We start from the raw sequence: 14,420 nt of genomic DNA, 5'->3' as shown, positions 1-14,420 counted from the left end.
GGCGCGGCCGTTCCGGCGCGGTGGGTGGGACGACCGCCGTTTCCGGCACTTCTAGACGTTCAATTGACATGTACAGTGTTATCATCCACCACATATAATAGTTCCCTTCGTCGAGTCCGTCAGGCGTGTCGGTGTAGTGAAACCTCGACAAAGCCGCTGTGTCCACCGATGGAGTATTTAGTACTAATCTAACGTCTAAAAGTATTGAAGTAGACTATAACAAGTATTAAACTCGACAACGAGTGTTACGAGTAATGTCTCGAACGCACATCTGCGTGAGACATACTGCCCCCCGAGCGATCGACTCCCGTCGGAGCTCACGTGCAGAGGACCGAAAGGGACGCCAGTCGGTCGGAAGGGTCGTCGTTGCGGATCCGGAAGCGGTGCCGAGAGGTCGCGTCGTCCCCGAAGCGGACGCGGGTGGCTCCGCGTCGCGGCGTGGGGTCGGACCGTCGAAGGGAAGCCGGACGGGGCGAGGACGGCTCCGACGCCGTCGCCGCTCACTCCGAGGGCCGCCACAGGCCGCCCAGCTCCGCGCGCTGGAAGTCGATGAACCCGCCGTCCTCAAAGACGGTCACACGGCCGGTCTCCTCGCTGAGTGTGACCGCCGCGAGCACCTCCTCGCGGACGGACGACTCGACCGCGCTGAGGTGTTTCGTGCCCATCCAGTCGGCGTATTCGACCTCGTCGTCGTCGATCGTGCCGGCGTTGGGGCTCTTGATCCGGACCATCTGTTCTTGGATCGTCCCGTCCGCGCTGAGGACGACAGCCCCGTCACGCGCGAACGCGACCGATTCGGCCGCGTCGACCAAGGCGTCGAGGTCGTCGGTGACGACCCGGCAAGTCTCGACGGGCCAGACGTTCTCGCCGAGCGGGTCGGCGTAGTCGCCGGTGTGGGTGCCCGAGACGAGGACGAAGTAGAGGCTCGGGCCACGGACGTACGGCTCGTTCCACCGGTCGAAACCGAGGCTGATGCTCTCGACGATGTAGGTGACCAGCTCGATGAGTTCCGGAACCGTGGCGTAGTCCACGTGGAGCGGCTTGGAGACCATTGCCTCGAACGGGGGAGCCGAGCGGTAATGAGACGCCCGCCCCAGACGGGGTAACGAGCGTGGCGCTCGCCCGTCGGCAGTCGCTCACACTCACTCGCGTGCGACGCCCGTGATCGCGAACCGCGCGCCTCCGTCTGCGCCCGTCGTCACGTCGAGTTCCCAGCCGTGCTCGGCGACCACCGCCGAGACGATCGCCAGTCCGAAACCGGTTCCGGCGTCGCTCGTGGAGTAGCCCGGCTCGAACACCTGCTCGCGCTCGGCGTCGGGGATGCCGGGGCCGTCGTCCTCGACGTAGAAGCCGTCGTCGAGGTCACCGACGGTCACCGTGACACCGACGGAGCCGTGCTCGACGGCGTCGTCGGCTTCCGACCGACTGCTCGTGGACCCGTGTTCCACGCCGTCCTCGCGAGCCTGCGAGCGAGGGCTCGTCGAGCCGTGCCCGACGATGTCACCGGACTGCTGTGCAGTCGGGTTGCCTGTGGAACCGTGTTCCACAGCGTTCCGAAAGAGGTTCTCCAGCAGTTGCTGGAGCCGGCTCTCGCTGGCCCGGAGGCGTCGGTCGGCGTCGCAGACGAGGGTGCCGGCAGGCGTCTCGACGTGTCGCCAGGACGCCTCGACCACCGCCGCCAGATCGACCACCGTGGCGTCGCCTGCCGTCTCCCCCTCGCGCGCCAGCGTGAGGAGGTCGTCGATCAGCGCGCCCATCCGGCCGTGGGCGGTCGCCACGGCGTCGAGGTGGTCGCTCTCGCAGTCCTCGTACACCAGCGCAAGCCGGCCCTGGGCCACGTTCAGAGGGTTGCGGAGGTCGTGGCTCACGATCGAGGCGAACTCCTCGAGGCGTTCGTTCTGGCGTTCGAGCAGTCGCTCCCGCTCGCGGAGCCGCTGTTCCCGCTCGGCGCGGTCCAGCGCCGCGGTGAGCGAGTTCGTCAGGATCTCGGCGAGGCTCTTTTCCGTCTCGTCGTAGGCGTTCGGTTCGGCCGCCGAGACGACGAACACCCCGTGCTCTCCCACGGGGTGGATGAGCGCGGTTCCGGCCGGCGTCGGCTCCGTCAACGGCTCGTACGCGCTCGTGTCGTCGATGAGGAGCGGCTCCCCCCGCTCGAACGCGTCCCAGACGAGCGCGGCACAGCTGCCCGGTTCCGCGTCACGAGGATACGACGGAACCGTCTCGAAGACGTCGTCCACGGCGTCGGCCATGACCACCGGTTCGAGCGCGTCGCCGGTGTCGGCCAGCGCGTGGAACCCACTCAGGGGGGCACCGATGACGTCGTTCGCGACGTCGGTCGCGACCTGGGCGGTCTCGGGAACCGTCTCGGTGTACGTCAGCCGTCGCGCCCGCTGGCGGAGCTGATGGAGCTTCCGTTCGTGCGCCCGATCCTCAGTGATGTTCTGCGCGACGGCCATCCCGGAGACGACCGCTCCGTCGGCGTTTCGGAGCGGGATCGTCTGAACGTGGTACTGTCGTCCCTGCCAGTCGTCCTCGAACGAGCGGTGTTCGCCGTCCAGTGCGGCGCGGTAGTGTGCCTCGAGCGTCTCGGCGTTGGCCGGCGGGAACAGCTCCGACGGAGTCCGCCCCTCCATCGCCTCCGGGCTCAGTCCGACGCCGTCGAGTTCGTCGCCGCCGACGGCGGTAAAGCGGAGATCGCTGTCGAAGAGGAAGACCCCCCCGTTCGGGAAGTTCTCGACGAGCGTCCGGTAGCGTTCGCGGCTCCGCTGGAGCTCGCGCTCGGCTCGTCGACGATCCGTGATGTCGCGAGCGATCCCCTGGACCATCACCACCTCGCCGTCGCGTCGGACGGGGCTGGCGCTCACCTCGACGTCGAACGGCTCCCCGTCGTCGTCGAGGACCGTGAGCGCCAGCCCGCGGACCACCTCGCCGCGCAGGATGCGCGCGAACCCGTCGATCGCGTCCTCGTAGCTCGGCTCGGCGACCAGCTGGTGAAAGCCCTCCCCGACGAGTTCGTCCACCGGCCGGCCGAGCAGCGTCCCGGCCGCGGGCGAGAGGTAGGTGAACGTCCCGTCTGTGTCGGCTCTGAAGAGCCCGTCGGGGCTGAGTTCGGCGATCTCACGGAACCGCGCTTCGCTCTTTCGGAGCCGGTCTTCCGTGCGTTGTCGGTCGATCGCGGCTCCGAGGACGTTGGCAACGTTCCTGACGAACGTGACGTCGTTCTCCGTGAACTGGTGTCTGTCCGTCGCGTGCGCCTCCAGTACCCCCCACGGCTCCGCTCCCGCGCCGACGACGACGCTGATCCCGCTCTCGATACCGTGGTCGACGAGGAAGTCGGGCGCGTCGAACCGCTCTTCGGCCCCGAGGTCGGTGACGACGACCGGTGCGGCACCCGCAAGCGCGTGGCTCGCTGGGGAGTCGATCCCGGGTTCGACCGTCGCCGTTCCGAGCAGGTCGTCGTCCCACCCGGCCCCGGCGACGAGCACGAGGTCCGTCTCCGATCCGCCTTCGAGCACCGTCGCGTACGCCGTTCCGAGCCGGTCGGCGACGAGACGGGCAGCCTCGTCGAACAGCGAGGACAGGCCGTCGGCTTCGAGTGCTTGCCGACCGAGGGTCGCGACCGCTTCGTGCTGTCTGGTCCGGCGTTCGAGGTCGGCCTCGGTCCGGTGTTTCTCCGTGACGTTCACGATCCGGTTCGCGAGGACGGTGTACTGGTCGGTGCCGGGTTCCTTCTGGAGGTAGTCCGTCACGCCTGCCGACACCGCGTCGCTCGCGACCTCCTCGGACCCCTTCCCGGTGAAGAGAATGAAGGGGAGGTCGGGGAACTCCGCGCGGACGGCGGCGAGGAACTCGATCCCGTTCCGCCCGGGCATGTCGTAGTCGGAGACGACGCAGTCGACGTCGGTCGACGCAAGCCGGTCGAGCCCGTCGCTCGCGCGGTGTTCCGTGACGACGGAGATGCGCGAATCGTTCCGTTCGAGGAACTCGGCCGTCAGTTCGGCGAAGCCGGGGTCGTCGTCGACGTGGAGCGTGCGGATCGTATGTCCGGACGCCGCGGTGGGCGGCGACTCCGGGCTCATCGCTCGTCCGCGCGGATCGGTGCGGTTTCCGAACGGGAGTCGACGGACGGATCGACCGGGGCGACCGCCCGCCGGAGGGTGACGACTGCCGCGGCCCCGCGAGCCCGCGATCGGCTGGATCGAGTACGTGTCATCGGTGGTGCGTTGGGTCCGTCCCGACGGAGGCGGTACACCGGAGCGACGGTGTCGACGCACCCGGGAGGGGCATCATCGGCTTCCGGAGCGTCGGGGCAGCAACGCACGACTGCGCCCCCGTGTCGGTGACCCAAACTCTCTGTCGAGCCATAACGTGGCTCGGCTGTAAATACCTGCCGTCGATCAGAACCGGATCTCGAAGCGTGCGCCGCCGTCGACCCCGTCGGTGACCGACAGCGACCAGCCGTGCGCCTCGACGATGCGGTTGACGATCGAGAGGCCGTAGCCGATGCCGGCGTCGCTCGTCGTCTCGCCGGGGACGAGGATCGACTCTCGCCGCTCGGCCGGGATGCCCGCACCGTCGTCCTCGACGGCGAAGCCCTCGATCCCGCCGTCCGGTTCGCCGAGCGGCTCGACGCGGACGGTCAGCCCCGCTCCGACGTCGTCGTCAGTCTCGGTTCGATCGCCCGTCGGGCCGTGCTCAGCCGCGTCGTCGGCCTCGGGCCGACTGCTCGTCGGGCCGTGCTCGACGATGTCACCGGACTGCTGTGCAGTCGGGTTGCCTGTGGAACCGTGTTCCACAGCGTTCCGAAAGAGGTTCTCGAACAGTTCGATCAGCCGCCCCTCGTCGCCGTCGGCCGGGAGCGACTCGGGGAGTTCGAGGGTCGCACGGCCAGTGTCGACGCCGGCCCACGCCTGCGTCGCGACGGTCGCGACGTCGAGGGACCGCATCTCGCCGACGACCTGTCCCTTGCGCGCCAGCGACAGGAGGTCCTCGATCAGCCGACCCATGCGGTCGTGCGCCTCCGCGACGCGGTCGAACGCCTCGAGGTCGCCGCTCTCGGCGGCGAGGTCGAGGTAGCCCGTCGCGATCGACAGCGGGTTGCGGAGGTCGTGGCTGACGATGTTGGCGAACTCCTCTAAGCGTTCGTTCTGTCGGCGGAGTTCCCGCTCGCGCTCCTGACGCTCGGTGATGTCGGTGTAGATAGCGTAGCCAGCGACGTTCTCCCGCCCGAGTTCCAGTGGGATTACCTGCAGGATGAACGTCCGGACCCCGTCGGTCGTCCACCGGCGGCACTCAGTGCGGATGCTCTCGCCGCTTTTGAGTCGGGCGTTCAGCCGCGTCGCGGCGCGCGCTTCCTCCCCCGCCGGCGGGACGATGTAGTCGTCGAGGTTCCGTCCGACGAGTTCCTCGCTCGTGAAGCCGAAGACGCGCTCGAACGCCGGGTTCACCGCCCGGACGTACGGCTCGTCGTCGACCAGTTCGTAGGAGACGGCGGCGTCGGGGACGTTCTCGAACAGCGCGCCGAGGCGGTCGCGCTCGCCGCGGAGCTCCGCCTCGGCGCGGAGGCGCTCGCGGGTCGCGGTCACGTGCGAGACGAGCAGTTCGGCGAGTTCGAGGTCGGCTGCGCCGAACGCGTCGGGGTCGCACGACACCGCCTGGAAGACGGCGTCGTCGCCGAGGGGAACACTGATCCCCCCGCCCGACGCCGCCTGGTGGGGCACCGCGGTCTCGGAGGTGTCGAAGTCGCGGACGAGCCGCGCGGTGCCGGTTCGGTACGTCTCGCCCGCGACGCCGTGGTCCAGCGGGATGGCGTCGATCGGGTCGTGGTCGGCGTGGGTGGCCTGTGCGACCGGGACGAGCCGATCGCCGTCGGCGACGAAGACGTACGCGGTGTCGAAGCCGAGCACCGAGCGGGCGGTCTCGACGGTCTCGGCGTACAGTTCCGGGACGTCGTGACAGCCGACCAACCGGACGGTGTGGCCGTGGAGCCGGGCGATCCGTTCGCGCTGGTCGACGAGGTCCGCCTCCGCACGGAGCCGGGAGAACGTCTCCGTGACGTGACCCGCCAGCAGTTCGGCGAGTTCGAGGTCGCCCTCGTCGAAGGCGTGCTCCTCGCAGGAGACCGCCTGAAACACCCCGGCGTCGCCGAGCGGGACGCTGATCCCCGAGCGGTACTCGTCGCGCACCGGCTCGCTCTCCGAGTCGGCGACGCGGTCGACGAGCTGTGGCTCCCCGGTCCGGATGGTCTTCCCGACGAGCCCCTCTGAGACGTGCATCCGGCGGGCCGCGTCGGGCGGCGCGCCTGACGACACGGCGTAGGGGACGACGACGTCGCCCTCGCGCACGCCGACGTAGCAGATGTCGAACGAGAGGATCCGCTCGGCGAGTTCGACGGCCACCTCGGCGGCGGCCTGGATCGTCCCGACCACGGCCAGCGCGGCCGTCCCCTCGTGGAGGTTCTCGATGAGTTCGCGTCGCTCCCGGATGGCGGCGGCCGAGCGGATCCGCGCCAGCGTCCCCTCGGCGTACCGGACGAGGAGCTCGGCGAGGTCGCGGTCGCGGTCGTCGAAGGCCCCCGGCTCGTCCGCGATGACGACGAAGACGCCCACCCCGCCGAGCGGGACGGCGATGCCCGAGCGGTGAGTCGGCCGAATCGGGTCGGCCCGCGGCTCCGCCTGCGTGTCGCGGACGAGGTGCGTCGTTGCAGTCCGATACGTCTCGCCGACAAGCCCGTGATCGATCGGGAGAGGGTCGTCGGCCACGTCGCCGACGCCCGCCCGCTTCGTCAGCAGGCCGTCCTCGGCGACGGCGATGTAACAGCTGTCGAAGTCGAGCAGGCGGCTCGCGATGTCGACGGTCCGCTCGAACAGCTCCGCGGCGGTCGCCGCCTCGATGAGACTCACCGTTCCCTGGTGGAGCGTCGCCAGCCGGTCGTCGTCGTGGTCTGCGTTTCCGTCGTCTGCGTTTCCGTCGTCCGCGTTCCCGTCGCCGCCCCCTGCGGTCCCGCGTTCCCGGTCCGTTCGAGCCCCCGTCCACCCGTCGCAGCCGGTGACCCAGCGGATCTGCTCACAGAGCGCGTCCACGTCGCCGCGCCGTGCGTAGCCCTCGAACCGGCGTCGATCGGAAACGACGCCCGGACCGGGCGCGTAGAGGATCGTCGGGACCCCGTCCGTGCCGTCGCAGTCGGCCGTCGCGTCCGCTGGCCAGTCACTCGGCCCCGCGGCGTCGACGACGAGGCAGTCGACGGTCACGTCGGCGTCGGCATCGGCGTTGTTGTGGTCGGGGGCGGAGTCGGGGTCAGCGTCGCGTGCCGTCGCGTTCGTCACGACGACGCCGCGGGCGATGAGCGTCGCGGCGGTGCCCGCCGGGTCGGCTCCGACGAGGCGGACGCTGGGTGGCGCTGTGTGAGTCGTCGACTGCTCTGTCTCGTTCGACACTGGTGCTCCGTTGGGCGGTAGTCGGTCGGACGCGTCGTGTTCGCCTCCAGTTCGTGACACGGCACTAAAGCCGTATCGCCGGCGTGCCCCCGCATGCGCGCCTTCCCGGAACTGTTTTAGCCGGTCCTTGGCCAAGGGAAGGACAATGAGCGAACTCGAAGAGGAGTACCGCCTCGACTACTTCGAGGAGGAAGGCTTCTACCGGCGGCAGTGTCCGGTGACGGGCGTCTACTTCTGGACGCGCGACCCCGACCGCGAGACGTGCGGGGAGCCGCCCGCCGACGACTACTCGTTCATCGACAACCCCGGGTTCGACCGCGAGTACACGCTGGAGGAGATGCGCGAGGTGTTCCTCTCGTTCTTCGAAGAACGGGGTCACGAACGCATCGATCCCTATCCCGTCGCCGCCAATCGCTGGCGTGACGACGTGCTGTTGACGCAGGCGTCGATCTACGACTTCCAGCCGCTCGTCACCTCGGGGCAGACGCCGCCGCCCGCGAACCCGCTCTGTATCTCTCAGCCCTGCATCCGGATGCAGGACATCGACAACGTGGGCAGGACGGGGCGGCACACGATGGCGTTCGAGATGATGGCCCACCACGCGTTCAACACGCGCGAGGAGGCCGAAGCCGACTACGCCTACGAGGGCGAGGTGTACTGGAAGAACGAGACGGTGCAGTACTGCGACGAGTTCTTCGAGTCGCTGGGGGCGAACCTCGACGAGATCACCTACATCGAGGACCCGTGGGTCGGCGGCGGCAACGCCGGCCCCGCGATCGAGGTGCTGTACAGGGGGGCGGAGCTCGCCACGCTCGTCTTCATGTCGATGGAACAGGACCCCGACGGGGAGTACGAGATGAAAGACGGCAACCGGTACTCGAAGATGGACACGTACATCGTCGACACCGGCTACGGCCTCGAGCGCTGGACGTGGGTCTCACAGGGGACGCCCACGGTGTACGAGGCGGTCTACCCCGAGATGATCGACTTTCTCAAGGGGAACGCCGGGCTTTCACTCACCGACGAGGAGCGCGAGCTCGTCCACCGCGCCGCGAAGCTTTCGGGCTATCTGGACATCGACGAGATCGACGACCTCCGGGGGGCTCGCGCGGAGGTCGCCGACGAACTCGGCGTCGACGCGGACGACCTCACCGCCCTGTTGCGTCCGCTCGAAGACATCTACGCGGTCGCCGACCACTGCCGGGCGCTGGCGTACATGTTCGGCGACGGGATCGTCCCCTCGAACGTCGGGACGGGCTACCTCGCGCGGATGGTCCTCCGGCGGACGAAACGGCTCGTCGACGCCATCGGCGTGGACGCCCCGCTCGACGAACTGGTCGACATGCAGGCCGAACGCCTCGGCTACACGAACCGCGACACGATCCGCGACATCGTCCGCACCGAGGAGCGCAAGTACCGCGAGACGCTCGAACGCGGCTCGCGACGGGTCCAACAGTTGGCAGACGAGTACGCCGAGCGCGGCGAGCCGATCCCCACCGGGGAGCTCATCGAGCTGTACGACTCCCACGGCATTCAGCCGGACATGGTCCGGGAGATCGCCGCCGAACGCGACGCGAGTGTCGAAGTGCCCGACGACTTCTACTCGCTCGTCGCCGCGCGCCACGAGGACACCGACGACGCGGAGGCGGTCACTGAGACGGACGAGCGGCTCTCGAACCTCCCCGCGACGGAGAAACTCTATTACGAGGACCAGGAACGGACGGAGTTCGAGGCGGTCGTCCTCGACGTGTTCGAGCGCGAGTCGGGCTACGACGTCGTCCTCGACCAGACGATGTTCTACCCCGAGGGCGGGGGCCAGCCGGCGGACCACGGCACGCTCTCAACTGAAGATGTCACCGTCGAGGTCGAGGACGTCCAGGTCCGCGACGGCGTCGTCCTCCACCGGACCGACGACGACCCGGGCAAGGGCGAGTTCGTCCGCGGCCAACTCGACGTCGACCGCCGCCGCCGGCTGATGCGCCACCACACGGCGACGCACGTCATCGGCTTCGCCGCCCGGCAGGTGCTGGGCGAGCACGTCCGCCAGGCCGGCGCACAGAAGGGGACCCGCCGCGCCCGCCTCGACGTCCGCCACTACGAGCGGATCACGCGCGAGAAGGTCAAGGAGATCGAACGCGTGGCGAACGAGCTGGTCACGCGGAACGTGACGGTGAAACAGGAGTGGCCCGACAGACACGAGGCCGAAGAGAAACACGGCTTCGACCTCTATCAGGGCGGGATCCCACCCGGGAAGAACATCCGGCTCATCCACGTCGCCGACGACGTCCAGGCCTGCGGTGGCACCCACGTGAGCCGGACGGGCGACATCGGCGCGATCAAGATCCTCTCGACCGAGCCCGTCCAAGACGGCGTCGAGCGCATCGTCTTCGCCGCGGGCGACGCCGCCATCGAAGCCACCCAGCGCACCGAGGACGCGCTTTACGAGGCGGCCGACGTGCTCGACGTCTCCCCGCAGGACGTTCCCGACACGGCCGAGCGCTTCTTCGAGGAGTGGAAGGCGCGCGGCAAGACGGTCGACCGGCTCAAGCGCGAACTCGCGGAGGCACGCGCCGCGGCGGGGAGCGAGGAGATCGACATCGACGGCACCGCGGTCGTCGTCCAGCGGCTCGACGGCGACGCCGACGAACTCCGCGCGACCGCGAACGCCCTCGTCGACGAGGGGAAGGTCGCCGTGCTCGGCTCCGCCGCCGGCGGGAGCGCCCAGTTCGTCGTCGGCGTCCCCGACAGCGTCGGCGTGAACGCGGGCGAGGTCGTCGGCGAACTCGCCGCGAGCGTCGGCGGCGGCGGGGGCGGCCCGGCGGACTTCGCACAGGGCGGCGGCCCGCAGGTCGAGAAACTAGACGACGCGCTCGACGGAGCCCCCGGGGTTCTACGCAAGGTGCTCGACGCCTGAATCAGGTCGGGTCAGGCCGACGGCCCGCCGTCGAGCCGCGTGCGACGCCGTTCGAACTCCTCGTCGTCGATCTCACCGCTGGCGTACCGCGATCTGAGGACGTCCACCGCGTCCTGCTCGGTCGTGGCGCTCGCGTCGAGCCGGTGCACGAGGTATACGGCACCGACGACGAGCGCGAGGGCGATCGCCAGGAGGACGAGCCACCAGAGGAGCCCGAAGCCGGCCCCTCCGGCCGCCCCCCACTGCATCGTTCCGGTGCCGGCTCCACCGTGTGGACCCATCGGTCCGTGCGGTCCGCGGTGCGGGCCCCACTGTAACAGGGTTCCGAGGAGGTCGTGCATCATCTTCCTTCTACCTGAGACGTGACCGTCCATCGGCGTAAGTACCGAAACCGGTTCCAGCACAGTGAGAATCCACACCGTGGGCGGATTCGCCCTTCGAGGCGGGCGGCGGGCGGTCGGGACGGTCGCGGCGGCGGGGTCAGACCGCAACGTAGAGACCGCAGGGAATCGAACGATCGCCCATGCCGACCGCACACAACGACGACGTCTCGATCTACTACGAGTCGGCGGGCGCGGGCGACGAGACGGTCGCGTTCGTCGGCGACGTGGGGTTCGGCGCGTGGCAGTGGGCGTGGCAACACCGCGCCGTCGCCGGCCCGTTTCACACACTCGTGTTCGACCACCGCGGCGTCGGGCGGTCCGACGCTCCGCCGGGGCCGTACTCGATGTCGACCCTCGCGGCCGACGTCGAGTCGGTGCTCGCCGACGCCGGCGTCCGGGGTGCACATCTCGTCGGCAGGGGGCTCGGCGGGCTCGTCGCCCTCGACCTCGCCCACGGGTCTGGGCGGGTCCGAAGCCTCACGCTCCTCGGCAGCGGGCTCGGCGGAACAACGCCGATGGAGGCGTTCGCACCTACCGACGACCGGGCGGCGCTTCGGTCGTCGACCGAGGCGCTCCTCTCGGCGTCGTTCCGCGATACCCACCCCGATGTCGTCGACCGGATCGTCTCGTGGCGGGCGGCCGAGGACGCCCCACGACGGGTGTGGGAGGCGCAGGCGGCCGCCGTCAGCGACTACCGGCCGCCGCCGCTGTACGAGGTGACCGCGCCGACGCTCGTCGTCCACGGGGGCGCCGACGGACAGTGGCCCGTCGACGGCGCGCGGCGGTTGGCCGACGGCCTCCCGCGCGGCGAGTGGCTCCCGTTCGAGGGCGTAGCCCACCTCGTCGGCGTCGAGCGTTCGCGAGTCGTCAACGACCGGCTGGTCGGACTCGTCGAGTCCGAGGCGGCGTCGACGTGACCGAGAGCGCGGCAAACGCTCGTGTGAACACAACGTCTTTGTGATTCCCTCACGTGCGTTCGGATAACCGATGGAGAGACCCCGCTTCGCACTGCTGGACGCGTCTCACGGCGCGACACACACACGCCGCAACTTCCGACGCGAACTCGACGCCGCCCTCGCGGAGTTCGACGTCACCGACGGGGCGCTCCCGGAGACGTACGGCTACGACGGCGTCGTCATCACCGGCTCCCGCGCCTCCGTCTACTGGGACGAGCCGTGGATCCGATCGCTCCTGGGGTGGGTCGAAGGGGCCGCGGACCGGAACCTCCCGATGCTGGGCGTCTGTTACGGGCACCAAGTGCTCGCCGAGGCGCTCGGGGGACGAGTCGAGGACATGGGCGAGTACGAGATCGGCTACCGGACGGTCGAACACCGCGGCGGCGAACTGTTCGAGGGAATCGACGACTCGTTCACCGTCTTCACCACGCACTCCGACGCCGTCGTCGAACTCCCGCCCGGCGCGGAACTGCTCGCGGAGAACGAGTACGGCGTCCACGCCTTCCGGGCGGGCCACGCGTGGGGCGTGCAGTTCCACCCCGAGTACGACCCCGGAACGGCCGAGGAAGTCACGCGCGGCAAGGACGACCAGCTCTCGACGGAACGGATCGAATCGGTCGTCTCGGGCATCACCCCCGAGGCGTACGACGCCGCCTGCGAGGCCAAACAGCTGTTCGAGAACTTCGTCGACTACGCGCGCCGCGTCCGCGACGGCCCGACCGCGGCGGCCGACTGAGCGGACGCGGGCTCACGAAGGCTTTTGCTCGGCGGATCCCGACTGTCTCTATGCTCGACTACGTGGCCCTCGAGGGGGACCTCGCTGACGAGGAACGGATGGTTCGCGACACCGCGCGCCGGTTCGTCGACGAGCAGGTCCGACCGGATATCGGCGAACAGTTCGAGGACGGCACCTTTCCCCTGGAACTCATCCCCGAGATGGGCGACCTCGGCTTTTTCGCACCAAACCTGGAGGGGTACGGCCTGCCGGGCGTGAGCGAGACCGCCTACGGCCTCCTGATGCAGGAGCTCGAAGCGGGCGATTCGGGGGTCCGCTCGGCCGCGAGCGTCCAGGGTGCGCTCGTGATGTACCCCATCCACGCGTACGGCTCCGACGAACAGCGTGAGCGGTGGCTCCCGTCTCTCGGTAGTGGCGAGGCGATCGGCTGTTTTGGCCTCACGGAGCCCGAACACGGCTCCGACCCGGCGAGCATGGAGACGCGCGCGGAGCGGGACGGCGACGGCTACCGCCTGCAGGGGTCGAAGACGTGGATCACGAACGCTCCGGTCGCCGACGTGGCAGTGGTGTGGGCTCGCGACACCTCCTCGGAGGGGAAGCCCGTCCGCGGATTCCTCGTCGAGACCGATCGCGACGGCGTCACGACGAACGAGATCGACGGCAAGCTCTCGATGCGCGCCTCCGTTACCGGTGAGATCGGCCTCTCGAACGCCTGGGTCCCCGAGGAGAGCGTCCTCCCCGGCGTCGAGGGGATGAAAGGGCCGCTGTCCTGTCTGACCCAGGCGCGGTACGGCATCGCCTGGGGGGTGGTCGGCGCGGCCCGCGACTGCTTCGAGACCGCCCGAGAGTACGCGCTCGATCGCGAGCAGTTCGGCGGTCCGATCGCCCGTTTTCAGCTCCAGCAGGAGAAGCTGGCCGACATGGCGACGCGGATCACGACCGCACAGCTGCTCGCACACCGCCTCGCCAAACTGAAAGAACGCGGCGACCTCACGCCACAGCAGGTGTCGATGGCCAAGCGGAACAACGTCGCGATGGCGCGCGAGGTCGCACGGACCGCCCGGGAGATGCTCGGCGGCAACGGGATCACCACCGACTACTCGCCGATGCGGCACCTGGCGAACATCGAGACCGTCTACACGTACGAGGGTACCCACGACATCCACTCGCTCGTCCTGGGGCAGGACCTCACCGGGATCGCGGCCTTCGAGTAGTTCAGCTGCTCGTTCGGGGCGATCGCGGTGAGGAACCGGGGATCGCGGCCTTCGAGTAGTTCGGCTGCTCGTTCGGGGCGATCGCGGTGAGGAACCGGGGATCGCGGCCTTCGAGTAGTTCGGCTGCTCGTTCGGGGGGCTCGCTCGTCGTCCGTCGTGTCGGCGTGCGATACCGTAACAATAATGTGGGATACTTCTCATGTACTACCTGAGGAACTGCGTTGTTACTCCCCTCTCCCCCCCACTTCGTGGTTCCTCTTTTCGAAGCCGACCAGTGGACCCGGTAGCGGAGCGTCCGCGTGGTCAAGGCGCGGGTGGTCGTCGTGTGCGATCGGTCAAGCGGCGAGCGACGCCACCAGGGCTGTCGAAAACGAAGCGTGCGGTCATCAGTAGCTTTCGGTCGTGTGCGTCGCCCCGGCCACCCGCGAACAAGCATTTACGTCTCAGCGCCCTACAAACGGGTAGAGGCACCCTCCAGATGACCACCCCCACTCACAACCGCCCAGCGTCGTTCGACCTGTCGCGCGAGGAGGCGTGGGTCCTCCACGCGGCCCTCACGTCGACGGTCGATCGGGCGCTCGACGCCGACGAGACCCCCCGCTACGCGCGCTCGCTCGTCCTCCGGATCGAAGCGGGCGAGACCGCCTTCGACGCCCCCGAACTCCGCGTGCTCGCGGACGCGCTCGCGACGTACCTCGAGGACGCGCCCGAGCGCGACGAGGCGATCGCCGCGCGGCTGCTCGAACTGGTCCGCACCGAACTCTGAGGCCGTCCTCGGGTC

Annotated in this window: 9 protein-coding genes; 5 read left to right on the top strand and 4 right to left on the bottom strand. The window is 69.2% G+C overall.

Features of this window, described 5'->3' with window-relative positions; all coding sequences use genetic code 11:
* Positions 1-500: 500 nt before the first annotated feature.
* From NKJ07_RS15995 to NKJ07_RS15985, 3 genes are all read right to left on the bottom strand, one after another.
* Positions 501-1,052 carry a hypothetical protein gene (locus tag NKJ07_RS15995; RefSeq protein WP_318567788.1) on the bottom strand — a complete coding sequence of 184 codons (552 nt, stop codon included), beginning with the start codon at positions 1,050-1,052 and terminating at the stop codon, positions 501-503.
* A gap of 90 nt (positions 1,053-1,142) precedes the next feature.
* Positions 1,143-4,079 carry a PAS domain S-box protein gene (locus tag NKJ07_RS15990; RefSeq protein ID WP_318567787.1) on the bottom strand — a complete coding sequence of 979 codons (2,937 nt, stop codon included), beginning with the start codon at positions 4,077-4,079 and terminating at the stop codon, positions 1,143-1,145.
* Positions 4,080-4,397: 318 nt separating this feature from the next.
* Complete coding sequence (locus NKJ07_RS15985) at positions 4,398-7,436, bottom strand: GAF domain-containing protein (protein WP_318567786.1); 3,039 nt, start codon at positions 7,434-7,436, stop codon at positions 4,398-4,400.
* A 145-nt stretch (positions 7,437-7,581) separates the two neighbouring features.
* On the opposite strand from NKJ07_RS15985, the gene alaS reads away from it, so the two are divergent.
* Positions 7,582-10,350 (top strand): alanine--tRNA ligase, encoded by a 2,769-nt coding sequence (alaS, locus tag NKJ07_RS15980; protein WP_318567785.1) that lies wholly within the window; start codon positions 7,582-7,584, stop codon positions 10,348-10,350.
* An 11-nt stretch (positions 10,351-10,361) separates the two neighbouring features.
* Here the strand turns inward: alaS and NKJ07_RS15975 are convergent, their stop codons facing one another.
* The gene (locus NKJ07_RS15975) at positions 10,362-10,631 is read right to left on the bottom strand and encodes an SHOCT domain-containing protein (RefSeq protein ID WP_318567784.1); all 270 of its coding nucleotides are present in this window, start codon (positions 10,629-10,631) and stop codon (positions 10,362-10,364) included.
* Between the two features lie 242 nt (positions 10,632-10,873).
* Here NKJ07_RS15975 and NKJ07_RS15970 point away from each other — a divergent pair, with 242 nt between their 5' ends.
* The 4 genes from NKJ07_RS15970 to NKJ07_RS15955 all read left to right on the top strand — a co-directional run bounded on the left by NKJ07_RS15970 (position 10,874) and on the right by NKJ07_RS15955 (position 14,405).
* Positions 10,874-11,650 carry an alpha/beta fold hydrolase gene (locus NKJ07_RS15970; protein WP_318567783.1) on the top strand — a complete coding sequence of 259 codons (777 nt, stop codon included), beginning with the start codon at positions 10,874-10,876 and terminating at the stop codon, positions 11,648-11,650.
* 70 nt (positions 11,651-11,720) lie between these two features.
* Complete coding sequence (locus NKJ07_RS15965; protein WP_318567782.1) at positions 11,721-12,425, top strand: type 1 glutamine amidotransferase; 705 nt, start codon at positions 11,721-11,723, stop codon at positions 12,423-12,425.
* A 50-nt stretch (positions 12,426-12,475) separates the two neighbouring features.
* On the top strand, positions 12,476-13,639 hold the full coding sequence (locus NKJ07_RS15960; RefSeq protein ID WP_318567781.1) for an acyl-CoA dehydrogenase family protein: 1,164 nt from the start codon (positions 12,476-12,478) through the stop codon (positions 13,637-13,639).
* A gap of 478 nt (positions 13,640-14,117) precedes the next feature.
* A complete protein-coding gene (locus NKJ07_RS15955) occupies positions 14,118-14,405 on the top strand; it encodes a DUF7853 family protein (protein ID WP_318567780.1) in 288 nt (95 codons plus the stop codon).
* Positions 14,406-14,420: the final 15 nt, after the last annotated feature.

Origin of the sequence: Salinigranum marinum (genome assembly GCF_024228675.1) — an archaeon.
In the GTDB taxonomy this organism is placed as follows: domain Archaea; phylum Halobacteriota; class Halobacteria; order Halobacteriales; family Haloferacaceae; genus Salinigranum; species Salinigranum marinum.
The sequence above is the reverse complement of the archived record's forward strand: the minus strand, read 5'-3'. Positions and strand labels throughout refer to the sequence as shown.

What these genes read in the sequence shown, in the direction of transcription:
- NKJ07_RS15975 (WP_318567784.1), bottom strand. Translation starts at nt 10,631, where the DNA reads ATGGGTCCACACGGTGGAGCCGGCACCGGAACGATGCAGTGGGGGGCG.
- NKJ07_RS15965 (WP_318567782.1), top strand. Translation starts at nt 11,721, where the DNA reads ATGGAGAGACCCCGCTTCGCACTGCTGGACGCGTCTCACGGCGCGACA.
- alaS (WP_318567785.1), top strand. Translation starts at nt 7,582, where the DNA reads ATGAGCGAACTCGAAGAGGAGTACCGCCTCGACTACTTCGAGGAGGAA.
- NKJ07_RS15990 (WP_318567787.1), bottom strand. Translation starts at nt 4,079, where the DNA reads ATGAGCCCGGAGTCGCCGCCCACCGCGGCGTCCGGACATACGATCCGC.
- NKJ07_RS15960 (WP_318567781.1), top strand. Translation starts at nt 12,476, where the DNA reads ATGCTCGACTACGTGGCCCTCGAGGGGGACCTCGCTGACGAGGAACGG.
- NKJ07_RS15970 (WP_318567783.1), top strand. Translation starts at nt 10,874, where the DNA reads ATGCCGACCGCACACAACGACGACGTCTCGATCTACTACGAGTCGGCG.
- NKJ07_RS15955 (WP_318567780.1), top strand. Translation starts at nt 14,118, where the DNA reads ATGACCACCCCCACTCACAACCGCCCAGCGTCGTTCGACCTGTCGCGC.
- NKJ07_RS15995 (WP_318567788.1), bottom strand. Translation starts at nt 1,052, where the DNA reads ATGGTCTCCAAGCCGCTCCACGTGGACTACGCCACGGTTCCGGAACTC.